Consider the following 24,076-nt stretch of genomic DNA (forward strand, 5'->3'; position numbering starts at 1 on the left):
CAGGACGGTGGGCCCTGGGAGTCGGCCGGGCCCCGGATCAGGTCTTCGGGATGAAGGCGTTGCTCAGCCCGATGGAGAGGTTGCTCCCCCCGGAGGCGCCGAAGTACGTCAGGCCGGGGGCACCGGAGTTCTGCGCCTTGGCGATGGCGTCCTGGCTGACCGAGTACACCTGGTCCAGCTCGTCGGTGTCATCGGTCCACCACTTGTCCGGAATGGCGTCCATGATGGTGTTGGCGAGCGGGATGCCGGTCGTGCCGTAGCCGGTGACCGTCAGCAGCGCGTCGACGATCGCCTTGGTGAGGTCCTTGTAGTTGGTGCCGTCGTCCTCCTCGAGGAACACCAGGTCGGCGGAGTCGTAGCCGAAGTGACCCCAGTCGATCAGGTTCTGGTTCGGGTGGTAGTCGACGCCCGTCCAGTCGAGGTAGGGCAACTGGAGGGCCGGCTCGGCGAACGCCTTGTCGTTCTTGTCCCAGCCGCTGACGACCGCGAAGGCCTCGGCGCCGCCCTTCCAGAACGGCTCCTCGTTGCTCTTGTGCAGTTGGACGTTGTTGATGCGGGTGACGTTCTTGCCCTGCGATGCGCCGGCGGTGCTGCTTCCGGAGGCGGTGCCGTTTCCGGAGGCGGTGCCGTTTCCCGGCGCGGTGCCGGTTCCGGATATGCGTGCCGCCGGTGCCTTCCGGCCGTCCGGCCGGGGGATCGGCGCGGTACGTGAGGCGGCGCGGGCCGCGGCCGAGGTCTTCGGCTTCAGGGTGGCGAGGTCCCCGCTGGAGGCGGTGCCCGCCCGCGGCCAGGCGGCCTTGAAGCCGTCGCTCATCACCTTCGTGCCGGCCGCCACGATCCGGTCGCCGTCGATGCCCACGATCAGCACCGGGACGTCCGCGGGCGCCTTGGCGCCGAGCTTCACCTCGGTGCCGTCGGGCCGGTAGGCGGTCAGCGAGGTGGCCTGCCGGTCGGAGGGCTCCGCGGCGATCAACGGCTGTACGCCCTCGGCCAGCGCGGCCCGCGCCTGCGGATTGGCGAGCCGCACCTGTAGGACGTTGCCCGTCGAGGCGGGCAGTCCCTTGGCCGTGAGGATCGCGCTGTTGGACGACTCCACCGACGCACGGAAGCCACTGGCCGCCGACCGGATCGGCAGCCGGTCCAGGCTCACCTCGTTCGCCGAGGTCAGCGTGCCGGCCATGACGTCTTTTACCTGGCCGGTGGCGTACGCCTCCCGCAGACTCTGCGCCGCCGCCTGCTTCGCGTTCTGCACGGCGTCCGCCCGTGTGGGCTGCGCCCCGGACGGCGCGGTACGTGCCTCCGGCTGCGCCCACGCCCCCGCGGCGCCGCTCACCAGGCACACGGACGACGCGGCCACTGCCACCGCCGTCCTTATCAGTCCAGACCGGTACATGGTTTTCTCTCCATTGCTCGCGGCGGCGCGTTCGGATGCCGCGCCCGCCTCGGTCCACGTTCCGGCGCGGCAGCGGGACGTCGCCGCCTTGTGGGCAGCACCGCCCCGGACGCATTCCGCGTGCCGCGCCGAGGACCCATTAAGGCCATCCGCGGGCCACCTGTCGTGGGTATCCGCTACTCAACTGGAGTCAACTGGCCATGGTGGCAAGGGAATCAGCCCAGCTCAGGCGCACCCCGCGACCGGAGCCGCGCATGATCGCCTCACGGGTCCGGTGGACCGCGCACCACACCACCTATGTTCGCTCCAGCTCCACGCGCCAAGGACGCAACGCCCCTGGCCGATGCCCTTGGTCGCAACGCCACTTCGCCTCCCACGGGCGCTACCGCACACTCCGGTCCCTCCCCGGACCACACCACCGAAAGGCACCCCCACATGCCCCTGTCCCCGCTTCGGCGTCCTCCCTGTGCCCTGCGCACGGCCCTGCTGACCACTCTCGCCGCCGTCACCGTCACGGCGACGCTCCTCACCGCTCCGCAGCCCGCATACGCCGCGGCATCCGTCCACGGCACCGGATCCGCGGCCGGGGCCGCGGCCGAACAGGTCCCCGGGATGGACGTGAGCCGCTACCAGGGCACCGTCGACTGGCAGGGCGCATGGGCCAACGGCGCCCGCTGGGCCTACGTCAAGGCCACCGAAGGGACGACGTTCCAGAGCCCGACCTTCCCGGAGCAGTTCCAGGGCGCCGGCGACGCAGGCCTGATCCGCGGCGCCTACCACTTCGCGCGCCCGGACCTGTCCGGCGCGGCAGAGCAGGCCACGCACTTCGTCGACCACGGCGGGGACTGGACGGCGGACGGCAGGACGCTGCCGCCCGCGCTCGACCTCGAGCACAACCCGTACGGCCCGGACGCCTGTTACGGCCGTGGGCAATCCGACATGGTGTCCTGGATCAGGGAGTTCAGTGACGCGGTAAAGGCGCGCACCGGGCGCGCTCCCGCCCTCTACACCACCAGCGACTGGTGGACCCGTTGCACCGGAGGCGACACCAGTTTCGGCGGCACCAACCCGCTGTGGGTCGCCCGGTACGCCACGTCCCCCGGCACTCTGCCGGCCGGCTGGTCCGCTCACACCTTCTGGCAGTACGCCGACTCCGGTACGTTCCCCGGCGACCAGAACTGGTTCAACGGCTCCTACGACGAGCTGAAGGCATTCGCCCGGGGGTGACGAGACCGCCCTCTGGAGGCGGACCGGGCCGGGGCTACGAGCGGCCGCGACCGGGCACCCGGGCCGGTCGCGGCTGAGTACGACTACTCGGGCGCGACCGAACCGCGTGCCTCACCATGGCCAGGCATCGGGGGCAGACCCTCCGGCCGCGACGGTCAGTTGTGGCGGTCGGCCGCCGCGGTCAGCCGTGGCGAACAGTCGTGGCTGTCACCGTTGGTGGCGCTGGGCCTGGGCGACCTGCTGGACGAGGGAGGCGGGAGAGGCTCTGCGCTGGGCAGCGGCCGCCAGGGTGGGGAAGAGCCCACCGACGGCGCTGCCCAGGCGCAGTTCGAGAGGTGCGACATTGACTTCGGCACGGTCGCGTTCGATCGCGCGCACGACGCCGGCCGCGACCTGTTCGGGGCTGACGGTACGTATGCCGGCAGGTGGCACGGCGCCGGTGTCGGCGAACATCCCCGCCTCACGGACGAAGCCCGGCTGCACGATGGACACGCCTACGCCCGTGCCGTACAGATCCTGGCGCAGGCCATGGGCGAAGCCGCGCAGGCCGAACTTCGCGGCGCTGTAGAGCGAGGTGCCGGGGGAGGACGTCCGGCCCGAGAGCGAGCCGATCATGACCAGGTGGCCGCGGCCGGCAGCGACCATGTGCGGGGCCAGGAGCCGGGACAGCAGGAGCGGTGCGCGCAGGTTCACGTCCAGCGACCGGTCGATCTGCCGGGGCGTGTAGTCGAGCAGGTTGCCACTGGAAGGAAGGGCGGCGTTGGCAACCAGGATGTCCACGGGCCCGGCTCGTTCGGCAAGGTCCTCCACCGCCTCGCGGTCGCTGAGATCCGCGACCAGTGCACGGGCTCCCAAGGACGTTTCGAGTTGCTGGAGTACCTCGGCACGTCGGCCGGTGACCACCAGGCGGGCGCCTTTGGCCGCGAGCTTCCGGGCCAGTGCCATGCCGATGCCTCCGCTGGCACCGGTCAGCAGAACGGTCGATCCCTTGATGTTCAACAAGTCGTCCTCCGCTACTGTTCGTTCGAACGAACAGTAGCGGAGGAGGTCGGGATCCGCGATGCCCGAGAGCAACTGCGCGGGTTTGTGGTGGCGGGGTAGCGGGGTGGCGGAGAGCGGCCGGGGCGCCCGGCACCCACCCGCCCCTGGTCACCACCGAGGTGGATGACGCCCTGACCGGCCGTGGGACGATGACGCCATGCCGAACACCTCCCAGGTCCGCGCACGCATCATCGCGGCCACGCTACGGATCATCGGCGACGACGGGATCGCCGCGGTCACCAACCGTCGCATCGCCAAGGAGGCCGGCGTCTCCCTCGGCTCGGTCACGTACCACTTCGCGACCCAACACGACCTGCTGCGCGAGAGCTTGCGTTCCTTTGTCGACCAGGAGACCTGTCGCTTCACCGACCTGGCCACCCGCTACTGCGCGGACCGCACCACCACCCCGGAGCAGGCCGCCACCCTGATCGGTGAGGTCGCCGCCGACACCGCCTTCGACAGCGAACACATCGCACCCTTCGAGCTCTACATCCAGGCCGGCCGAGACCCTCAGCTGCGCGCTGCCGCGGCGGAATGCTTCGCCGCCTACGACCGTTTGGCCGCCTCCCTCCTGGGTGCGATCGGCACGCCCGACGCCGAACGCCGGGCCGGCCCCACCATCGCCCTCATCATCGGCCTGCAACTGCGCCGCCTGGCCACCGGCACCAGTACCGACGACCTCGTCGATGCGCTGCTCCTGCTCGCGGGCGCCCCGCCGCAGGCGACTTGAGCGGGACCGCGCCCCGGGTGCGAAAGGACCGGCCGAGCCGGGGCAGTGGTTCCCGCTGCGCCACAAAGTGCCATACCGACTACGACCACCGAAGGCAACCGCTGGGTAGTCTCGCGCTGAACCGCACCGGCGGAGGCGGGCGAGATGCCCCGGCCGGAGAGCGGCACCCGGCCCACCCCGAGCAGTGACCGACCAGGACGGTGGTAATCCATGCCCGATCACGACTTGACCGGCTTCGACCGTGGCACGTTCACCCACGACGGCAGCACCCGCCGGATTCTGCGGCGTGGCACGGGGCCCGCGGTCATCGTGATGGCGGAAATACCGGGCATCACGCCCAAGGTGCTCCAGTTCGCGGAACGGGTGGCCGCCATCGGCTGCACCGCCGTGCTCCCGGTCCTCTTCGGTACGCCCGGCCGCAACGCCGACCCCGCAGACGGTGGCCTGCTGAAGTCCGGTCTCTACACGGCCTCATCGATGGGGAAGGTCTGCGTGAGCCGGGAGTTCACCGTGCTGGCCACCGGGAAATCCTCACGCGTGGTGACCTGGCTGCGGGCCCTGGCCGCGCAGGAGCACCAGCGCTGCGGCGGGCCCGGTGTCGGGGCCGTCGGCATGTGTCTCACTGGCGGCTTCGCCCTGGCCATGGCCGCCGATGAGCGACTCCTCGCCCCCGTCCTGTCCCAGCCGTCCCTGCCACTGGCCCTCACCAGGAGCCGGGCCGGCGGCATCGACATCTCGGCCGAAGACCTCGCCGCCGTCCGGGGCCGCTGCGCGCGTGACGGGCTTCAGGTCATGGGGCTGCGGTTCCGCGGGGACCGGCTGGTACCGGGCGACCGGTTCGCCTTTCTGCGCCGCGAACTCGGTGCTGCGTTCACCGCCGTCGAACTGGACGACTCCACCGCGAACCCCCATGCCGCGCTGCCGCCGCACTCCGTGCTGACCGAGCACCTCATCGACGAGCCCGGCCAGCCGACCCGCGCGGCCCTGGACGAGGTGCTCGACCTCTTTCGTACGCGCCTGCTCGATCGGCACCACGACACCCTCGACACCCACGACACCCCCGACGGAATGCCGGGCGGCTCGGGCGGCTCGGACGGCTCAACCCAGGTATCCTGAATGTCAGTTGACGGCACGCCGGACCAGGGCCAGGTGACCTGATCCGAAAGAGCCGGGAGTGGCCGACGGAGGCGAAGACGCGTCGCGTGGCGCCGGCCCGAAAGACTCGCCCTCCCCGTAAGACTCGCCTCAGCGTCCGAACCACACCTCCTTGAGGTCGATTGCGGCCTCTGGCGTGCGACGGACGCGGAAGACGGAAACCGGCAGGCCGGCGGCCGCCCCGGCGTGGAGCCCCCAGATGGCGAGATTTCCGAGGTCGGACCAGACGCGGTCGAGGGGCTCCTCGTCGAGCTCGAAACCCGCATCCGCCGCCGCCCCGCGATCGACGCCTATGGCGCGCAGCACCGCCTCCGGGTCACCGGAGAACTCCCACTCGTCGTCGCAGTCCCACCCGCCGGCGAAGGCCTCCACACCGCCCGGCAGGTCCACCACGTCCTCGCAGTAGCTGTTCCCGTAGTCGATTTCGAGCGACCCGACGATCCGGGCCTGTGGATGCCGTGCGCGCTGCCGCCGGACCTCCAGTGTCATCGCCGGCGTGAGGAGGTCACTGCCCAGGGCCGGTTCGATGATGTGGACGACGTTGCCCCAGCAGCCGACGGCGACCAGGTCGAGGTCGGCGCGCACCCGCGGATCCGACACGTCACCCAGGGGGCGGTCCGGCAGCTGCTCCAGGACCTCCGCGATGGTGCCCAGCTCCTCGACGACCTGGCGGGCGCGCACCGGGTCGTGCGCGACCGAGGCCGGGCCGACGGTCACGTCCGGCTCGGGAAACGGCGGGAAGCGCAGCGTCAGTTCGGCTCGGCTGCCCCATTTCGGAACTACCTCCTCGGCCCCGTTGCCGGGCTTGCCTCCCGGCGTCTCGTCCGTCATCTCACTCATCGCACGCGTCATGAACGGGAGCCTAACTACGGCCACTGACAATGCATTGCGGCCGCCGCGGCCGCTCGCCCCCACGCGCACCGGCCAGCCCGTGAAACCTCCGTCCGGCGCCGTGGCACCTCGCTTCCTCCACGGTGGTCCTCAGGGCCCGGTGTTCTCCAGGTGGTCGTGGGCAGTGGTGACAGGGGCGGTGAGCAGCCCGACGATCGCGTCGGTGAGTGCGTCGGCGGTGCGCTTCCACGAGGAGTGCAGCGGCGCGCCGCCCTCCGCCAGGGCGCGTTCGCGCTCCGCGCAGGTGTGGACGATCAGATGACGGGCCATGTCCCCGCGTTCGGCCCGCACTTGGGCGGACAGCGTGTGGAGACAGCGGCCCAGACCGTCGAGGGTCTGCCGCAGATGGGTCCGGACCAGGGCCTCGTCGGTGACGATCGCGCGCATCAGCGGGTCGGTCATGACCTGGACGGCGAAGCGGGCATGCCAGGAGGGAATGCCGAGCGAACCCAGATGCACCGGTACCGGGCGCACCAGCGCGCCGACCCAGTCCCGGATGTCGTGGCTGTCGCCGATCTCGTCGAGGTACCGCTGCCGGATCCGGTCGACGGCCTCGCCGTGCTTGACCATGATGGCGCGCACCAGGCCGGGCTTGCCGCCGAAGTGATAACTGACGGCGGTGACATTGCCCTGCCCCGCCGCCTCGCCGATCTGACGGCTCGACACGGCGGACAGTCCGTGTTCGGCGAAGAGCCGCTCCGCGGACGACATGATCGCCTCACGGGTCTCCGCGAGGCGGTCGGCCCTGGCCGTCCTGCCGCTGACGCCGCTCACCACGTCACCGGCAGTTCGCGCAGCGGGGTGGTCAGCAGCCCTTCGTGGCGGCGCAGGTCCTCGGCGGCGACGCCGAGATCGAGGGTGGGCAGCCGGCGCAGCAGGACGCTGAGCACGGCCTGCAACTCGGTACGGGCCAGTGGTTGCCCGAGGCAGGAGTGCGGTCCCGTACCGAAGGTGAGGTGCGGATTGGGGCTACGGTCCAGGTCCATGTCGTCCGCGCCCTCCCAGGCGCTCTCGTCGCGGTTGGCCGCGGCCATGCTGCACACCACGGTGGTGCCACGGGGCACCACGCCGCCGGAAAGCTCGGTGTCTTCGTGGACGTACCGGAGCATGCCGAAGCCGCTGCCGTTCGGGTCGAACCGGAGGACCTCCTCCACCGCTCGGCGGATCAGTGAAGGGTCGGCCGGCAACCGCTCCCAGCGCCGACGGTCGGCCAGCAGATGCGCCACCATCATGGCGATGAAGCCCGCAGTGGTCTCATGGCCGGCGAGCAGCAGCGCCTGCCCGGTGGCCACCAGCCCGGCTTCCGACATGGGCTCGCCCTCGGCATCGGCGCCATCCATGAGAAGGCTGAGAAGATCGTCTCCCGGCTGTGCGCGCTTGTCGGCGATCAGGCCGGACATGTATCCGGCGAAGTCCTGATGCGCGGCCTCCGTCTCGGCCCGCGTGTACCGGGTCATGTTCAAAAAGGTGTCGGACCAGCTCTTGAACTTGTCCCGGTCGCTCTCCGGCACACCGAGCATGCGGCAGATCACGAACACCGGGAGGGGGAACGCCAGGTGCGTCACCAGGTCCGCCGGCCGGCCGCGCTCCTGCATCTCGTCGATGAGCTGATCGGCCATCGCCTCCATGGCCGGCCGCAGCGCCGACATCCGCTTCGCCGTGAACCACTTGCCGACCATGCGCCGCCACCGCTCGTGGCCCTCGGCATTGAGCGCCTTCGCCATCGGGCTGCTGAAGATGCCTTCCGAGTCACCGGCCGCCACGCGGGCGGCGTCGGGCGAGGCCAGCCCCTCGCGGCTCAGTCGCGGGTCGGCGAGCGCTGCCTTGACGTCGCGGTATCGGGTCAGCAGCGCGGCCTCGTCGCCGCTCGGCAACGTCACCCGCGCCACCGGGCATGTCCGCCGCAGCTCCGCCCACTGCTCCGGTGGCTCCAGCGCCGACGGAGCGGTGATCGGGTAGCTCAACGACTCCGCGTCCCGGACTTCAGTCACGTGCGGCCTCCAGGGCTCAGCGATGCGGGCTGTGTAGTGCTGAAGTCAAACGAACCCGCTGTCGTAAGTCAATCGACTGACTTACGAATCCGGAGGCAGTGCAGTGCTCAATGCGTCGGCCGGGGTGCGTCGGGGCGGAGGCCGGTGGTGGCCGGTCTTTGTCCGCTCCGGCCGCGGCGGCATTCCAGTCATCGTGTTGTCGCGCTGAGTGACCATCGGGCCGACGGGTCCGGCACTGCGCACACTGGGAGCATGGGCGGGTTGTCCGTGGACGCGACGGCGGAGCGCGACGACATGCTGGCGGCGGCCGCCGTCAAGGCCGTGGAGGCGTCGGGCGCGTACGCCGGGAGCATCTTTCTCCGCTCCCGTGACCGCCGTTCGATCGTGCTCGCCGCGAGCTGCGGAGCGCCACCGTCTCTGCTGGGCGGCTGGCGCCGTATCGCGGTCAGCAGCCCGATTCCGGTCGCCGCGGCGTTCCGCTCCGGACGCACGATCCACCTGGCCGGCGCCGATGAGACGGCGCGCCGGTATCCCCAGCTCGCGGTGGCCCTGCCGTACGCCTTCGGCTCCTGCTCCGTACCGGTGGGCGCGGGCGGGGAGACGTTCGGGGCGCTGGCGGTCGTATGGGCGGCACCACACGGCAGTGACAAGCTGTCCAAGAGCCGGCGCCGTCAGCTGCGAGCCATCGCCAACCGGCTCGGCGCCTCCCTGGCGGCTCTCCGGGCTCGTACGGGCGATCCCCTGGACTGCGACCCGCAGGCGGTACCCGTCGAGACCCCGGCCCCCTCCGCCCCCTCGGTGCGGGCCGGCTTGTTCGACTGGGACCTTCTCACCGACACCCTCACCGGGGACGACGAACTCTGCGCGATCTTCGGTATCGACCCCGGAGTCTTCGACGACCGGGCGGAGACGCTCGCTTCCCGTCTCCATCCCGGCGACCGCGCCGCCTTCCGGGCCGTGGCCCGCGTGGCCGCCGCCGAAGGCCGGTGCACGGCACGGTCCCTGCGCATACGCGAGGGGGAGGGCGGCGAGCGGTACAGCACCGTGGAGTTGTGGGGCCATGTCGCGGAGAAGGGGGACGAGCGGGCGCGTCGCCATCTGGCCGGTGTGGTCATCGATGCGCGAGCCGGCCGTGCGGCTGCCGTGGCTGCCGAGCGGCTGCGGGACGGGCTGTTCTCCCTCGCCCCGGACGGGCGGGTCGCCTACGCCAACCGCAGCCTGGGGCAACTGCTCGGCGTACCCGGCGAGGCCCTGCTCGGACAGTGTCTGTGGGACGTCCTGCCCTGGCTGGCCGACCCCGCCTTCGAGGACCGGTACCGGTCCGTGATGATCTCGCAGACGCCGGCTTCCTTCCTCGCCTGCCGCCCGCCCGACCAGTGGCTCGCCTTCTCCCTCCACCCGGGCGCGGACGGCGTGACCGGCCGGGCCGTCCCCGTCGGACAGCCTCCCTCCGCCCAGGCACCGCAGGCCGCGGCGGCCACGCCGGCACCTGCGGCCGCCACACCGGCGCGCCTGGGCGTCATGTACCACGTATTGCAGTTGGGCAGCGCGCTGACCGAGGCGGTCACCGCTCGCGAGGTCTGCGAAGTCGTCGCCGACCAGCTCCTCCCGGCCTTCGGCGGCCAGCAGCTGGCCCTCTACGTGGTGCGTGACGGCGCGATGCACCTGATCTTCCACGCCGGCCATCACGAGGGCTTCCTCGACTGGCTGGAGGGCATGCCACTGCACGCCCACCTGCCCGGCACGGAGACCCTGACCTCCGGGGTCCCGCTGTTCATCGAGTCGCAGCAGGATCTCTCCCAGGGCTATCCGGGCATCCCCGTGGGCGAGGTGAGCTCCTGGGCGTACCTGCCGCTGATCGCCTCCAGCCGTCCCGTCGGCACCTGCGTTCTCGGCTTCGACGAGGCCCTTCAGTTCACGGCCAAGGACCGCGGCGTCCTGACCGCGCTCGCCGGACTGATCGCCCAGGCCCTGGAACGAGCACGGCTCTACGACGAGGAGTTCGCCCTCGCCCGCGGCCTCCAACGGGCCCTGCTGCCACACCGGCTGCCCGTGCTCCGCGACATCCGCACCACCGCCCGCTACCTGCCCGGCACCAGCGGCATGGACATCGGCGGCGACTGGTACGACGTCATCCGCACCACCGACGGCGTGTCCCTGGTCATCGGAGACGTCGAGGGACACAGCATCCCCGCCGCTGCCACCATGGCCCAACTGCGCAGCGCCGTACGGGCCTTCGCGGCGGTCGGCCACTCGCCCGGCAACGTACTGGCAGGCGCCAACCACACCCTCATCGACCTCGATGCCGGGCTCCTCGCCAGCTGCTGCTACCTCCACCTCGAACCCGGTGGCCACCGCGCGTACGCCGTCCGCGCCGGCCACCCACCGCCGCTGCTCCGCCACCCCGACGGGACGACCGAGGTGCTCGCCCTGGAGGTCGGCCCCCTTCTCGGTGTGGACCACAGCAGCGCCTATCCGCAGACCCGGGTCGACCTCCCGCCCGGCTCCGTCCTCGCCCTCTACACCGACGGTCTGGTCGAGGAGCGCGGCACCGACATCGACGTGGGCATCGACCGGCTGCGGACGTCCCTGGCCCACACCCGTGCCGACTCCCTGGACGACCTCGCCGACCGGCTCCTGCGGCACGCCCGGCGATCCTCCCACCGTGCCGACGACATCGCCCTGCTCCTCACCGAGGCCACGGGCGGTGACACGGAGGCCTGTTGACAGGACCTGGGGCACACGGCCAGCCGGCCCCGCCGGTCCGTACACCGTCGGATGCACCCCGGTCGTGAAACGGCACGGGGGCCGCCGCCCTAAACCCATATGCGCCGGCCCCCGTGGCTCTGGGATCATGCCGGAATGGGACACAGTCTCGAATCACTGATTATCCGGCACACCCACCGCCTCCCCTTCCCCGCAGGACCCGCAGGACCCGCAGGACCCTCAGGACCCGCCGGGGACGGTGGCGTCGCGGCGCGGCAGTTCGACGCCGCCCTGATGTCGGTGGGCTGCAAACTCTCGGCGGACCTGCTGGAGCGTCTGTCGGGGCTGTCCGACGGGGTGGTCGTCGACATCGCGGTGCGCACGCTGCGTACCGTCCGCGAGATGACCGGGGACCACGTCCAGCACAACGTCTACTTCATCGACTTCCCGGCCAACGTGCCCGACACGTTCGCCTTCTGGATGCAGTGCATCGTCGAGGCGCTGGCCGAGGACGCCTCCCGTGAACGGACGGTTTCCCAGCTCCGGAGCGGTGTGGTGGACCTGCTCACCCTCCCTTCCTACGGCAACTACCGCCACACCTATGCCGAGATGCTCGCCGCCCACGACGAACTGATCGCGGCAGCGGGCGACCGTATGACCGTGCTGCATCCGGGCGGCCCTCTGGACGACGAGGTCACGGCCCTGTACCTGGCCCTGGCCGGTAGCACCACCCCGCTGGGCGCTGACGACCTGGCGGACCTGCGGGTGCTCGCCGGACACTGCGTACACGGTCCGCAGCCCGAGGCGATCCCGATCCGCGAGAACCGCGCCCTGATCAACCAAGCCCGCCTGGGCGTCGGCGCGGACCTCCTGGTGGACACCGTCACCGACGTGCTCCGCCTGGCCTGCGCGCTGTCGGACGGCGACGTGACCCTCCAGGAACCGACCCGCTTCAGGGCCCTCTCGCGCCCGGTCCGCCGCGCCCTGCTCGCGGCGCTCGACGGGCTTGTCGCCACGGCCCCCGCCAAACTCGCCGACGTGCAGGCGCACCGCGAGCCGTTCAAGCGCCTCGGCGAACGTCTCCACCCGCACGAGTACCCGCGATGGCCGCACGCCGCCGCGGTGTTCGCCGTGGCCCGGGGCGAGCGGCAGGCCCGCTCCTTCGACAGCCGCGTCGAGGAACTGCTCGGGATGCATGACATCACCGGAGCCGTGGAGCTCCTGAGGTCCGCCCCCGGCAAACTGTTCCGTGCCCTGGACCGGCTGCTGCGTATGGCCCTCACCGAGGAGGAGCGCGGCGCTGTCGTGGCCGCTGCCGAGCAGGTCGCCCCACGGGTCTCCGGCCGGGTCGTCCTGTCGGTGCGCGAACACCTCCACAACCGGCCCGAGGAGACCGGCGAGCGCCGCGTCTTCGTCAACCGCCTCGGCCGTGCCTGGGTCGCCTCCGACGACCGGCCGCCCGTGCTGCCCGAAGGGCGCAAGCGGCTGATCTCCGCCCTGGACGCCGAAATCAGCCGCCGTCTGCCGGCGCCCGGCCGGCTGCTGATCGACCCCGACGTCCTCGATGTCGCGCTTCCCCTCAGCGGCAAGGCGGCCGCGTCCGGTCTCGGCGTGCTGCCCCGCGGCTCGGTCTCGCCGGTCGACGGCGAACTGCTGCGCTTCTTCGTCTACTGGAAGCAGGCACAGCGGACCACGGACTACGACCTGTCGGCGCTGATGCTCGACGCCGACTACTCGACCCTCTCCTGGCTGTCCTACACCGCCCTGACGGAAGTCGAAGGCGAGCACTCCGGCGACATCACCGAGGCACCCGCGGGCGCCTCGGAGTTCATCAACCTGCGCATGGGCGCCGTCCGCGGCACGTTCATCGTCCCGCAGGTGAACGTCTTCTCGGGGGAGGGCTTCGAAGACGTCGAGGAGTCGTTCTTCGGCTTCATGCTGCGCGACGCCGCCCAGCAGGGCCGTCCGTTCGAACCGCGCACCGTACGGCTGAAGTCGGAGCTGCGTGGTCCGGGCAGGGTCGCGCTGCCGCTGGCATTCCTGCGCGGGAGCGACGGCCGCTGGCGCGCCAAGTGGCTGCACCTGCATCTCAAGGGGTCCCCGAAGGCCAACCGGGTCGAGGGAAACCAGGTGTCGGTCGCCACGCTGCTGCGCGGCATCGTCGAGCGCGACTACCTCACGGTTCGGTACCTCGTCGGCCTGATGGCCGACGGCGCCACGACCGTGACACCGTGGGACGGCAAGAGTCTCCCGGAGGGCCCGGTCACCTACATAGGTATGGAACGCCCGGAGGGTCTGCATCCGGATTCCCGGATCCTCACGCCCGAAAATCTGCGCGACCTGATCCCCGCCTGACTGTTATCGTGCATCGTGGCGAGGCCATGAAGGGGCTTCCTTCTCACACTCCTTGAACTAGTCCCTTCGCTTTCCTCGCCCTCGACGTTGCCTCAGGACGCGCGCCGGCCGAACGCAAACTCGGTCAGCGCGTCCCGGGCGCGACCATCCGGCGGAATCTTCGCATCAGCCGCTGTACGGGCCCGAGCCTGGACTGCCAGGCCTTCGGGGCGAGGTAGTGATTCGTGTGGCCCGCCTCCAGAACCGCGCACAGCGCGGAGAGGTGTTCCGTGCCGGGCGGAAGGTCCAGCCGCCGCAACAGAGCAAGTGCCGCACAGGGTTCGAGGTCTCCGTAAAGATCGTGATAGCTGTGCAGGATGCCCTGGAGCAGCGCGGTATGGAGCGCAGGGACCGCTGCCGCCGTTCGGTACGCGGCGTGTTTGACCGGCCAGGGCACGGGGCCGGAGGCTGCGAGAACGCGCTGAGCGCGACGGAACAGCGGGCCCTCGGCTGCTTCGGAGAGCAGAGAACGGGCAGACAGCTCCGCAAAGTCGTTGCCCAGCACCTCGGCGAAGGCGGCTTCCGCCGTGGCCCGGTCCTCGAACCAGTCGACCCAGAGCGAGTAGGTCACCGCCTCGGGCTCTTCGGCAGCCTCCAACCGTTGCCGGTAGCCGCCCCAGAACGCCCCAACCGGCAGCGGGTCCTGTTCCTCTTCGTCCTTGAGCGCGAAGCCGATCTCGCTCGTCACCCAGTACTCGTCCAGCAAGTCCAGAAGGCCGAAGGCGAGGCGCAGCCGGGCGGCCGCATCGAGGTCGGGGTCGTGCAGCGCTGCACTTGTCCAGGTGTGTGCCACCTCGTTCGGTGTCAGTGATATCTCAGGCGCTCCGTGCTCGGCCCACACCCCGTTGCCGACCTGGGTCACCCCTTGCGTTTCCAACCAGCGCCGAGCGTGTTCCGCGTCCTCGATGTTCACCACCCGAGTATGCGCCCGTGATCCTCGGGGCGCGGAGCGGGAGGTGCCCGCGCCCCCTCGGGTCCACGACTGGCGCAGACACCACCCCCGGCACGGCCTGTGCGGTGCCCGGCGCGGCTGCCAGTCTGGGCGGACAACGGTTCCCTAGACCTCTGGAGCGGAAACGTGCAATCCCCTTTGACCGCGGGGCAACTGGAGATCTGGATATCGCAGGTGCTCGAACCGAGCAGTCCGGTCTACAACGTGGGTGACTACTACGAAATCACCGGCGCCGTCGACGCGACGCTCCTCGAAGCCGCCGCCCGCACCGCCGTGGACGAAGCAGGATCGCTCGGCGCACGCTTCCTCGTCGCCACCGACGGGACGCCCTACCAGGAACTGGGGCCCGCGGAATGGTCCTTCGAGGTCCTCGACATGAGTGAGCGGCCCGACCCCGACGCGGAAGCGGTGGCCTGGATGCGCGTCGAGATGGCCCGTCCGGTCGACCTGACCTGTGGTTCTCTGCTGGCCGGTGCCCTGATCAAGGTATCGAGGGACCGCCACTTCTGGTACCGCTGTTTCCACCACATCATCACGGACGGCCATGGAACTGCCGCCGTTGCCCGCAGGACCGCGGCCCTCTACCACTCGATGTACACCGGTGCCCCCTGCGAACCCAACCCCTTCGCGCCGGTCACGGCCGCCGTCGAGCACGACCGCGCCTACCGGGCCGGTCGGCTGCATGCAGCCGACCGGGAATTCTGGGAGCAGGTCGCCCTCGACTGGCCGGCCACCGGCCGGCTCCGGGCGGACGCTCCACCCGCACCCGTCACCTTGCAGTACAGCCACCATCTGCCACGGCAGGTGGTCGACGCAGTCCAAGCCCGGAGCGAGCGGCTGGAGGTGTCCACCGCGCGCTTCCTGATCACCGCCGCCGCCCTCTATCTGTGGCAGGTCACCGGCGCCGACGAGGTGACCTTCGGCTGTTCCGCGACGAGCCGGCCCACCCGCCTGCTCCGCAATGTCGTCGCCCCGATGGCGAACCTCCTGCCGTTCCGGGTGCCCGTGGAGCCGGAGCGGTCGGTGACCGACACCTTCCGGCGGACGGACCGTCAGATCGGGCAGGCGCTGCGCCACCACCGTTACCGCTACGAGGAGTTCCGGCGCACGCTCGCCGCGGCCCCGGAGCACCACAGCGTCGGACCGGTGGTCAATATCGTCAACTTCGACCGCGATCTGTGCTTCGGACCAGCCACCGGCGTGGTGCGCACACTGGTCACCGGGCCCATCCCGGACCTCGGCCTGTACTTCGATGTGCACTCCGAGCACGCCGGCACCAGCGTGTGCGTGGAAGCGAACCCGGCCAACTACACGGCGGAGGAAGCAGCCCGGCACGCCGAGGGCCTCGGCGGGCTCGTACGCGAACTGGCCGGTGTGGATCCTGGCCTCCCCGTACGAGCCCTGGGCCGGCTCCGGTGAGGTGCGGGCGCGCCCCCCGGCTCACTCCCGGTCCCGCGCGGCGGCGTGCAGCCGCCCGAGCGCATACCCGGCCTGGAACCGGCTCTTCGCACCGACCGCCTTCATGATTTCCGAGGCGTGGCGCTGACAGCTGCGTACGGACATCCCCAGGCGCCGCGCGATCGACTTGTCCTCCAGCCCCTCCGACAGCATGGCGACGATCGACTCCTGGATCTCGCCGGAGATCCGGACGGCAGCGGCCGGGTCGAAACTGACCGGGAAGAGCGAGGCATCGCGCCACAGACAGTCGAAGAACACCCGTATGTAGTGGACGACATGCGGCTCGCGCACCAGCAGGGCCGCCTCCGGGTCGTCCCGCAGCCCCAGCAGGGCCACGCGGTGGTCGAAGACCAGCAGCCGGCACAGGCCGTCGGTCCGCGTCCGCACCTCCGCTCCGAGGTTCATCACGCGCCGGACGTGGTCGACCGTCGGCTGGTCGTAGCGGGCAGGATGCTGGTAGAGGGTGCGCATCTGGACGCCACGCGTGAGCATCCGCCGGTCCCGCTCATCCGCCTCCTGGAGCGCGCGGGCGGAACGGGCACCGCCCGGCTGGGCGGTGAGCACCTCCTGCCGGGCGCCGATCGTCAACTCGTCGATGGTCTCCTGGACGGTCCTCAGGTCGGTGAGCAGCTCGATCGGCTCGGCGTCCGAACGACGCGCCCGCCCCGACTCGTAGGCAGGGAGCAGCGAGGCGAACGTCTCGCGGAGCCGCTCGATCTCCTCATAGCGTTCCCGCACATGGCGTTCCAAGGGACGCAGCAACCGGTCCGCGGCGGTCCGGGGAGGCACCACGGTCAACCGGCCGGCCGCTCCTTCGGCGCGGCAGAGTAATCGCATTTCCACGAGTTCCTTTACCGCTCGTTCCGCGTCCGCACTGTCGAGTCCCACGGCGGTGAGTTCCTCGATGCCGCATACGGCGCGCTGCGCGGCGTAGCCGAATACGCGCGCCGCTTCCTCGCTCAGCTCAATTCGTCCCAGTGGTTCTGACGTATTCATCATCCCTCAGCCCCATCAGAGATATCCCCCGATCGGAAGGCACGCTAGACATGCTTGATCAACAGTCAGTCAACATGGAGCAGACGGGCACCTCGGAGCAGACGGGCACCTCCCCGTGCCGGTGAAGACCGGGCACCGGGCGGCGTGCAGCGCGGGCGGCGGACTGTTACGCCGTCACCGGGACTTCCGGCAGCTGTGGTACGGGGAGACCGCGGGCAAGTTCGGCGTGTCCGTCACGGGTGTGCTGCTGCCGCTGACCGCCGTCTCCGTGCTGCATGCCGGAACCTTCGCGGTGAGCCTGCTCAACGCCGCGACCTGGCTGCCCTGGCTCGTCATCGGGCTGCCCGCCGGAGTCTGGGTGGACCGGCTGCGCCGCCGCACGGTCATGCTGGTCTGCGACGCCGTCTCGTGCGCACTGTTCCTGAGCGTGCCGGTTGCCGCATGGTTCGGTGTGCTCGGCATCGGTCAGCTGCTGCTGGTCGCCCTGCTGGTGGGCTCGGCAGCCGTTTTCTTCCAGACCGCGTACACCGCCTACCTCCCCACCCTGCTCAGCGCCCCGGACCAGGCCGAGGGCAACGCGAAGCTGCACGGAAGCGCCGCCGCGGCGCAGATCGCCGGTGTGGGATCCGGCGGCCTGATCGCACAGGCCGCCGGTGCAGTTGACGGCATGCTGACGAACGCGGTGACCTTCCTGGTCTCCTTCCTGTGCATAGGCCGCATCCGGCACCGCGAGCCGCCGGCAGCGGCCTCCCGGTCAGGGCGCCGCGCGCCGCTGCTCGGGGACGTACGGGAGGGGGTGCGGCTGGTCGCCCACGATCCGTATCTGCGCAGCCTCACCCTCTTCGGAGCCGCCTCGAACCTCGCCCTGGGGGGCTGCCAGGCCCTGCTCGTCGTCTTCCTGGTGCGGGACATCGGCCTGTCCTCCGGCGCGGTGGGGGCGCTGGTGGGGCTCGGCGGCGCAGGGGGCGTCCTGGGCGCGCTGCTGGTGCGCCGGGGTGCGGCCCGGCTCGGCACCGCTCGGGCCCTGCTGCTGTTCGAGCTGGGTGTGCCTGCCCTCGCCCCGCTGATGGCGCTCACCCGCGACGGCGCCGGACTGGCGTTCTTCGTCGTCGGCTACGGTGCTGCCGCGCTCGGCGTGGTGGCGGGAAACATCATCAAGGCAGGCTTCATCCAGGGGTATTGCCCCTCCGGTGTGCTCGGCCGGGTGACTGCCTGCTCGGCGTTCCTCAACTATGGAACCCTGCCGCTGGGCGCGCTCCTCGCCGGTGGCCTCGGCACGTTGGTGGGGGTGCGGCCGACGATGTGGCTGCTGACCGCAGGCATGCCGCTGGCGGCGTTGATCCTGCTGTGGTCCCCGATCCGCTCCCGCCGCGACCTGCCCACGGGCGAGGCCGAACCGAGCTGACCGGACGACGGCCGTGCCCCTCGGCCGTGCCCCTCGGCCGTGTCCGTTCGGGCTCGTCCATGCCGCGCCGACGGGCGCCGGCCGCTGCGGACCCACAACCACGGATGCCCCTTTTGTCCCCTCTCCTTTATGCGACAGGCATGAACACCATCCCCGGACGCTCTTGGTGCACGCCTTTCCCGATGACAACGTGAAGCGCGTCGGCACGGCCGGAAATTGCGACCGGCACCCGGGGCCGGAGCAATGCCGCAGCGCATTTCGGCAGCACGTCCTGTGCGCAGGACGCGGGACGGACCGTGCCGCGTCCGGTGAACCGAGCTGACTCCGGCGCCGATTCGGCGTACCGCACCGATTCCCCCGCGGAACCGTCCGCCCCTTCCGAATGACGTGAAAGGACTTCCATGTTCCCGTTCTCCGGCCCCGCGCAGAACATGCCCCACCCGTCCGGGATCCGGAACGACACCGGATGGGGGTGACCTCCCCGATCAGCGTCCGAGGACATCCGTCAACAACGACACGAGAGGCAGCGCACAACCATGAGTTCTTCCCGCTCCGCCACCGCTGGACCCCCCGCCTGGACCCTCGAACCCGGTAGGCCGGCGATGGCACATGTCCCCCGGTTCGCCGACGCCGTCGAGGCAGGTGAGTGGCTGACTTCGGTCCACGCGGAGCTGCGCACGGCACTGCACCGGCACGGTGCGGTGTACCTGCGGGGCCTCCCGGTCCGTGACGTCGAGGACTTCGCGAAGGTACGCGACGTCCTGGTGCCCCGCCGCACTCCCTACCGTGAGAAGGCCACCCCCCGCAGCAGCTACGGGAACGATGTCTACTCCTCCACCGACCTCCCGCCCAACCAGCCGATCCGTATGCACAACGAGAACAGCTACACACTGACTTTCCCCGGTCTGCTGCTGTTCTCCTGTCTGACGGCGCCGGAGGAGGGCGGCGCGACGCCGGTCGCCGACTGCCGCGAAGTGCTCCGCCGGATACCCTCCCCGCTCGTCGAGCGGATGCGCTCGGCCGGCTGGTTGCTGACCCGCAACTACTCCGAGCACATCTCCCTGGGCTGGCGCACCGCGTTCGCCGCCGAGACCCGGGAGCGGGCCGAGAAGTACTGCGCGGACAACCTCATCTCCTGCGAATGGGACGCCTCGGGCGGACTGCGTACGCGGCAACTGCGGCCCGGGATCATCCGGCATCCGCAGACGGGGGAGGAGGTCTGGTTCAACCACATGGCCTTCTGGAACTCCTGGTCGCTGGACGAGGAGATCAGGGAGGCACTGCTCGACGAATTCGGGCCGGACGGGCTGCCCTTCGAGACCGGCCTCGGCGACGGCGTGCCGCTGACGCGCGACGAACTCGACACCATCAACGCCGCCTACGAGGGCGCGACGGTGCGCGAGACCTGGCAGCCGGGCGATGTGCTGCTCGTCGACAACGTGCTGGCCACCCATGGCCGCGACCCCTTCCGCGGCGACCGCCGCATCGTCGTCGCGATGGGCGAACCCGTCGACCTCGCGGGCTGCCGGCCCACCGTGCCGCCCGCCCCGGGAGAGGAGCGGGCAGCATGACCGAACTCCTCGAAGACCCCCGTCACACCGCACCGGACCAGGCCGTCGATCTGCTGACCCGCTTCCAGCAGGCCGTCGCGGCGACCCCGGACCGGATCGCGGTCAGCCATCACGGTGCGCTCACCTTCGCCGAACTCGACCGGCGCACCGCCCGGTTGGCGGGAGTGCTGGGCGGCCACGGCGCCGCGCCCGGCCGGCGGATCGGGATCAGCCTGCCCCGGGGCACCGACCTCGTCGTCGCGCTGCTCGCCGTCTGGCGGACCGGCGCCGCTTACGTACCGCTCGACCCCGCATATCCACAGGAACGCCTGCATGCGATGGTCCGCGACGCGGGCATCGACGTGGTGCTGACCGGCGGAGGCGACGCGCCGGTGTGGCCGGAAGGTGTCCGCCCCGTTCCCGTCGTGCCCCATCCGGAGGCCCCGGAGCACACTCCGGCGCCGCCCGTACCGGTCTCCGCTCAGGCCCCGGCGTACGTGATCTACACCTCCGGCTCCACGGGCGTACCGAAGGGCGTCGAAACCACCCGGGGCGCGGTGGCGGCACTGGTCGGCGGGCTGGAGGAGGCGGGCCTCTACGACCAGCGGCACCGGGTCGTCGCCTGGAACGCCAGCGTCTCCTTCGACGCCTCGGTCCAGCAGTGGGCACGGGTGTGCCGGGGCGATACCGTGGTCGTCCTGGGGGAGGCGGAGCGCACCGACCCGGCCCTGCTGCGGGCAGTCCTGGACGAGCACGGGGTACACGACCTCGACCTGACCCCGTCGCACTGGCCGCTGCTCCGCGACGACCTGCTCGTACGCTCCACCGAGGGACGACCGCTCCGGCTGTTCATGGGCGGCGAGCCGGTACCGGAGGGCACCTGGCGGGAGCTGGCGGCCGCACACGACGCCCGGCGTCTCGAAGCGGTCAATCTCTACGGCCCCACCGAGTGCACGGTGGACGCCACCGCTGCCCGGATCGAGGACTCCGCTCCGCACATCGGACGTCCCCTGCCGGGAGTACGGTGCCACGTCCTCGACGCCGCGCTGCGGCCGGTGCCGTCCGGCGAGGAGGGCGAGCTCTACCTCGCCGGACGGCAGCTGGCCGTCGGCTATGTGAACCGGCCCGCGCTCACCGCCATGCGGTTCGTCGCCGACCCGTTCGCCGCCGACGGCACGCGGATGTACCGCACCGGAGACCTGGTGCGCCGGCGCCCCGACAACTCCCTGGAATACCGGGGACGCAGCGACCGTCAGGTCAAACTCCGCGGATACCGGGTGGAGTTGGGCGACATCGAGGCCGCGCTGACCACCCATCCGGGCGTGGCGGCCGCCGTGGTCACGCTGCACAGGGGCACGGCCGCCGGTGAACAGCTCGCCGCGTACTACGTTGCGGCGAGTGGTGCCGCGGGCGACACGCCTGCCACCGGCACCCCCACTCCCGGGACGCTCCGCGCGCATCTGGCCGCCGTCCTGCCGCAGTTCATGCTCCCGACCGCCTACCTCGCACTCGACGCGATGCCGCTGACCGTGAACGGCAAGGTCGACCTCGCCGCCCTGCCCGCGCCCGAACCGGCCTCGGCGGCCCCGGACAGCGCTCCCGAGGGCGAGGCCGAGACGCTGATCGCGGCCGTATGGTCCGAGGTCCTCGGCCGTGAGCACATCCGGGCCGACGACGACTTCTTCGCCATGGGTGGCCATTCGCTGATCGCCCTGCGTGTCGTGGCCCGGCTGAAGAAGCAGTTGGGGGTCGCCATGTCGGCCCGTGAGGTCTACCGCCATCCGCGGCTGAGGGATCTGGCACGGCACGTCGAGAGCCTGCGCGCCGACCGCTGACGGGCCGGCATCCTCCGGCGGCCACCGCGAACACCGCGCGCCACCGTGTCACCGCGTCGCCTGCGGGGACACCGCGATCCGTCACCACAGAGACGTCACAGAGACGCCGAAGAGACACCACCGAGCCTCCACACAGACAGGGAGAGGGCCACGATGGCCGGACCTCAGGACACCACCGTCATCCCGATCAAACCACCGGACCGCCACACCGTGCGCACGCTCGTCTGCCTGGGCTTCTGCGGCGGCGGCACCGGGCCGTACCACTCCTGGAGCGACAGCCTGCCCGCCGAGGTGGCCCTGTCCGCCATCTGCTACCCCGGCCGGGAGGGGCGCTTCCTGGAGCCGTACGCGGCCGACTGGGAGGAACTCGCCGCGGACGCCACCGCCGCCGTGCTCTCCGCGGCCGACGGGCCGTACGTCCTGTTCGGCCACAGCATGGGCGGATGGATGGCCTTCGACGTCGCGGCCCGGATCGAGGATGCGGCCGGCCCGGCACCGGAGGCGCTGGTCGTCTCCTCGTGCAACGCACCCGACCGCGGACTGACTCCACGGGACATGTTCCCGGCGCGCCAGGACACCGACGGCGAGCTGCTGGACTGGATGCGCACCAACGGCCTGATGCCCGAACACGTCCTGGCGGACCCGGGACTCCAGGAGATGGCCGTGGAGCTCATGCGTGCGGACATCCGGGTCCGTGACACGTTCCGGTGCCGACCGGGGACCACGGTGGGCGTCCCCGTCCAGATGCTCTCCGCGACGGACGACGACGTCATCGAGCCGGACGCCGGAAACCAGTGGCGCCGGGTCGCACGCGGTGCGTACCGCCACGATGTCCTGCCCGGCGGGCACTTCTACACCCCGGAGATCTGGCGGCAGCTGCCGACCCACATCGCACCGCTCACCGCACCGGCATCACACGTCGCAGTCTGAGCCCGCCGGACGGGACCCGTCCGCTCCGCCGTCATGGCCCCTCGCGCGCCCCGCTCCGCCCCACACCGCACCATGCCACCTGAAAGGACATTCCCCGTGACGCACACGCACCCCTTCGAAGACGTCGACGGCACCTATCTCGTCCTGGTCAACCAGCACCACCAGCACTCCCTCTGGCCGTCGCACCTGGCACCTCCGCAGGGCTGGACGGTGACCCGGGGCGCCGACGGATATCAGGCCTGCCTCGACCACATCGAGGAGCACTGGCGCGATCTGTCGCCGCAGCCCGCCGCCGGCAACTGACCCATCTCCGTCTCCAAGGAAGGAGCACCATGAGGCAAGCGCAGAGCCCCGCGGTCGCGGAGCAGACCGACGCCACAGTCCCGTCCGGGGACGGCCCCGGACGGGCCGGGAGGGGCGAGCGTGGTCCGCGGTCGGCGCGGGAGGAGGTGCTGTGTCAGCTGTTCGCCCAGGTGCTGGGTGTGCCGACGGTGTGTGGAGCTGGGCGTCCGCGAACTGTTCGGTTCGCCGACCGTGGCGGGGCTGGCGGATCTGCTCGCCGAGGGGACCGCGGCCCGGCCGGCGGTGACCGCGCGGGCGCGGCCGGCGGTGGTGCCGCTGTCGTTCGCGCAGCAGCGGCTGTGGTTCCTGGACCGTCTCGAACGAAGCCCGACCTACCACGCACCGTTCGCCTTCCGGGTGCGGGGCCCGGTGGACGTGGACGCCCTCCAGTCCGCCGTCAACGATGTGGTCGGGCGCCATGAGGCGCTGCGCACGGTCTTCCCCGTCCGCGACGACGAGCCTTTCCAGGACATCCTGGCACCGGAGCACGCGACGGTGAAGGTGGCGGTGGTGCCGTGTGCCGCCGAGGAGCTGGCCTCCCTCTTCCATGACGCGGCGTTCGCCCCCTTCGACCTGGCGGTCGAACTTCCCTTGCGCGTCTCGCTGTTCACGGCCGCACACGAGGAGCACGTACTGCTGTTGACGTTGCATCACATCGCCAGCGACGGCTGGTCGGAAGCTCCATTGCTGCGCGATCTGTCGGCCGCCTATCGCGCCCGCCTCACCGGCAGTGCTCCTGTGTGGGAGGCACTGGCGGTCCAGTACGCGGATTACACGCTGTGGCAGCGTGAGCTTCTGGCGGAGGTGGGTGGGCAGCAGGCGGATTTCTGGGCCGAGGCGCTCCAGGACCTTCCGCAGGAGCTGGCGCTTCCCACCGACCGGCCGCGTCCCCCGCAGCCCACCCACTCCGGCGGCCTCATCCGCTTCGAGCTGCCCGCCGGCCTCCATGGGCGTCTTGAGTCGCTGGCGCGTGAGCGTGGTGCGACGCTGTTCATGGTGCTTCAGGCGGGGTTGGCGGCGCTGCTGACGCGGCTGGGGGCCGGTACGGACATCCCGTTGGGTACCGCGACGGCGGGCCGG

At 71.0% G+C, this 24,076-nt stretch carries 19 protein-coding genes; 12 read left to right on the forward strand and 7 right to left on the reverse strand.

Annotated elements, in window-relative coordinates; translation table 11 throughout:
• Positions 1-37: 37 nt before the first annotated feature.
• Entirely contained in the window at positions 38-1,357 is a 1,320-nt protein-coding gene (locus tag IF67_RS39500) for a DUF3103 family protein (RefSeq protein WP_037839789.1), read from the reverse strand.
• Between the two features lie 471 nt (positions 1,358-1,828).
• Between IF67_RS39500 and IF67_RS0124550 the strand changes: the two genes are divergently transcribed.
• A complete protein-coding gene (locus IF67_RS0124550; RefSeq protein WP_030989108.1) occupies positions 1,829-2,620 on the forward strand; it encodes a lysozyme in 792 nt (263 codons plus the stop codon).
• A gap of 207 nt (positions 2,621-2,827) precedes the next feature.
• On the opposite strand, the gene IF67_RS0124555 is transcribed toward IF67_RS0124550, so the two are convergent.
• Positions 2,828-3,619, reverse strand: coding sequence for an SDR family NAD(P)-dependent oxidoreductase (locus tag IF67_RS0124555; protein ID WP_030989109.1), 792 nt, complete (start codon positions 3,617-3,619; stop codon positions 2,828-2,830).
• A 199-nt stretch (positions 3,620-3,818) separates the two neighbouring features.
• Between IF67_RS0124555 and IF67_RS0124560 the strand changes: the two genes are divergently transcribed.
• Both IF67_RS0124560 and IF67_RS0124565 read left to right on the forward strand, forming a co-directional pair.
• The gene (locus tag IF67_RS0124560; protein WP_030989112.1) at positions 3,819-4,391 is read left to right on the forward strand and encodes a TetR/AcrR family transcriptional regulator; all 573 of its coding nucleotides are present in this window, start codon (positions 3,819-3,821) and stop codon (positions 4,389-4,391) included.
• A gap of 210 nt (positions 4,392-4,601) precedes the next feature.
• Positions 4,602-5,507, forward strand: a complete 906-nt coding sequence (locus IF67_RS0124565; protein ID WP_078889605.1) for a dienelactone hydrolase family protein — start codon at positions 4,602-4,604, stop codon at positions 5,505-5,507.
• A 129-nt stretch (positions 5,508-5,636) separates the two neighbouring features.
• Here IF67_RS0124565 and IF67_RS0124570 read toward each other — a convergent pair whose 3' ends face one another.
• The 3 genes from IF67_RS0124570 to IF67_RS0124580 form a co-directional block, all read right to left on the reverse strand.
• Positions 5,637-6,398 (reverse strand): DUF6333 family protein, encoded by a 762-nt coding sequence (locus IF67_RS0124570; protein WP_158713159.1) that lies wholly within the window; start codon positions 6,396-6,398, stop codon positions 5,637-5,639.
• Positions 6,399-6,527: 129 nt separating this feature from the next.
• Positions 6,528-7,211, reverse strand: coding sequence for a TetR/AcrR family transcriptional regulator (locus IF67_RS0124575; RefSeq protein ID WP_030989117.1), 684 nt, complete (start codon positions 7,209-7,211; stop codon positions 6,528-6,530).
• Positions 7,208-8,428, reverse strand: a complete 1,221-nt coding sequence (locus IF67_RS0124580; protein WP_030989118.1) for a cytochrome P450 — start codon at positions 8,426-8,428, stop codon at positions 7,208-7,210. The genes IF67_RS0124575 and IF67_RS0124580 overlap by 4 nt, the downstream gene beginning before the upstream one ends.
• A 252-nt stretch (positions 8,429-8,680) precedes the next feature.
• Here IF67_RS0124580 and IF67_RS0124585 point away from each other — a divergent pair, with 252 nt between their 5' ends.
• Positions 8,681-11,155 (forward strand): SpoIIE family protein phosphatase, encoded by a 2,475-nt coding sequence (locus IF67_RS0124585; protein WP_051818541.1) that lies wholly within the window; start codon positions 8,681-8,683, stop codon positions 11,153-11,155.
• A gap of 135 nt (positions 11,156-11,290) precedes the next feature.
• Positions 11,291-13,489 carry a TerD family protein gene (locus IF67_RS0124590; RefSeq protein WP_030989122.1) on the forward strand — a complete coding sequence of 733 codons (2,199 nt, stop codon included), beginning with the start codon at positions 11,291-11,293 and terminating at the stop codon, positions 13,487-13,489.
• Positions 13,490-13,613: 124 nt separating this feature from the next.
• Here the strand turns inward: IF67_RS0124590 and IF67_RS0124595 are convergent, their stop codons facing one another.
• Entirely contained in the window at positions 13,614-14,441 is an 828-nt protein-coding gene (locus IF67_RS0124595) for a hypothetical protein (RefSeq protein WP_199812773.1), read from the reverse strand.
• A 165-nt stretch (positions 14,442-14,606) separates the two neighbouring features.
• On the opposite strand from IF67_RS0124595, the gene IF67_RS0124600 reads away from it, so the two are divergent.
• Entirely contained in the window at positions 14,607-15,899 is a 1,293-nt protein-coding gene (locus IF67_RS0124600; RefSeq protein ID WP_234341298.1) for a condensation domain-containing protein, read from the forward strand.
• Between the two features lie 21 nt (positions 15,900-15,920).
• Here the strand turns inward: IF67_RS0124600 and IF67_RS0124605 are convergent, their stop codons facing one another.
• Complete coding sequence (locus tag IF67_RS0124605; protein WP_063754389.1) at positions 15,921-16,937, reverse strand: hypothetical protein; 1,017 nt, start codon at positions 16,935-16,937, stop codon at positions 15,921-15,923.
• 112 nt (positions 16,938-17,049) lie between these two features.
• On the opposite strand from IF67_RS0124605, the gene IF67_RS0124610 reads away from it, so the two are divergent.
• From IF67_RS0124610 to IF67_RS0124635, 6 genes are all read left to right on the forward strand, one after another.
• Positions 17,050-18,339: an MFS transporter gene (locus IF67_RS0124610; RefSeq protein ID WP_234341301.1), complete on the forward strand. Its 1,290-nt coding sequence runs from the start codon at positions 17,050-17,052 to the stop codon at positions 18,337-18,339.
• Between the two features lie 602 nt (positions 18,340-18,941).
• Complete coding sequence (locus tag IF67_RS0124615) at positions 18,942-19,910, forward strand: TauD/TfdA family dioxygenase (RefSeq protein WP_234341303.1); 969 nt, start codon at positions 18,942-18,944, stop codon at positions 19,908-19,910.
• Positions 19,907-21,724 (forward strand): non-ribosomal peptide synthetase, encoded by a 1,818-nt coding sequence (locus IF67_RS0124620; RefSeq protein WP_030989132.1) that lies wholly within the window; start codon positions 19,907-19,909, stop codon positions 21,722-21,724. The genes IF67_RS0124615 and IF67_RS0124620 overlap by 4 nt, the downstream gene beginning before the upstream one ends.
• A 153-nt stretch (positions 21,725-21,877) precedes the next feature.
• Complete coding sequence (locus tag IF67_RS0124625) at positions 21,878-22,654, forward strand: thioesterase II family protein (RefSeq protein WP_030989134.1); 777 nt, start codon at positions 21,878-21,880, stop codon at positions 22,652-22,654.
• A 96-nt stretch (positions 22,655-22,750) separates the two neighbouring features.
• Positions 22,751-22,957, forward strand: a complete 207-nt coding sequence (locus tag IF67_RS0124630) for an MbtH family protein (protein ID WP_234341304.1) — start codon at positions 22,751-22,753, stop codon at positions 22,955-22,957.
• A 192-nt stretch (positions 22,958-23,149) separates the two neighbouring features.
• Positions 23,150-24,076, forward strand: a 927-nt coding sequence (locus IF67_RS0124635; RefSeq protein WP_030989136.1) for a condensation domain-containing protein, incomplete at its 3' end; no start/stop codon positions are given.

This window comes from Streptomyces sp. NRRL S-1813 (genome assembly GCF_000719605.1).
Classification (GTDB): domain Bacteria; phylum Actinomycetota; class Actinomycetes; order Streptomycetales; family Streptomycetaceae; genus Streptomyces; species Streptomyces decoyicus.

Coding starts and splice junctions, on each gene's coding strand:
- IF67_RS0124550 (WP_030989108.1), top strand. CDS start 1,829: ATGCCCCTGTCCCCGCTTCGGCGTCCTCCCTGTGCCCTGCGCACGGCC.
- IF67_RS0124560 (WP_030989112.1), top strand. CDS start 3,819: ATGCCGAACACCTCCCAGGTCCGCGCACGCATCATCGCGGCCACGCTA.
- IF67_RS0124565 (WP_078889605.1), top strand. CDS start 4,602: ATGCCCGATCACGACTTGACCGGCTTCGACCGTGGCACGTTCACCCAC.
- IF67_RS0124570 (WP_158713159.1), bottom strand. CDS start 6,398: ATGACGCGTGCGATGAGTGAGATGACGGACGAGACGCCGGGAGGCAAG.
- IF67_RS0124585 (WP_051818541.1), top strand. CDS start 8,681: ATGGGCGGGTTGTCCGTGGACGCGACGGCGGAGCGCGACGACATGCTG.
- IF67_RS0124590 (WP_030989122.1), top strand. CDS start 11,291: ATGGGACACAGTCTCGAATCACTGATTATCCGGCACACCCACCGCCTC.
- IF67_RS0124605 (WP_063754389.1), bottom strand. CDS start 16,937: ATGATGAATACGTCAGAACCACTGGGACGAATTGAGCTGAGCGAGGAA.
- IF67_RS0124615 (WP_234341303.1), top strand. CDS start 18,942: ATGGCACATGTCCCCCGGTTCGCCGACGCCGTCGAGGCAGGTGAGTGG.
- IF67_RS0124620 (WP_030989132.1), top strand. CDS start 19,907: ATGACCGAACTCCTCGAAGACCCCCGTCACACCGCACCGGACCAGGCC.
- IF67_RS0124625 (WP_030989134.1), top strand. CDS start 21,878: ATGGCCGGACCTCAGGACACCACCGTCATCCCGATCAAACCACCGGAC.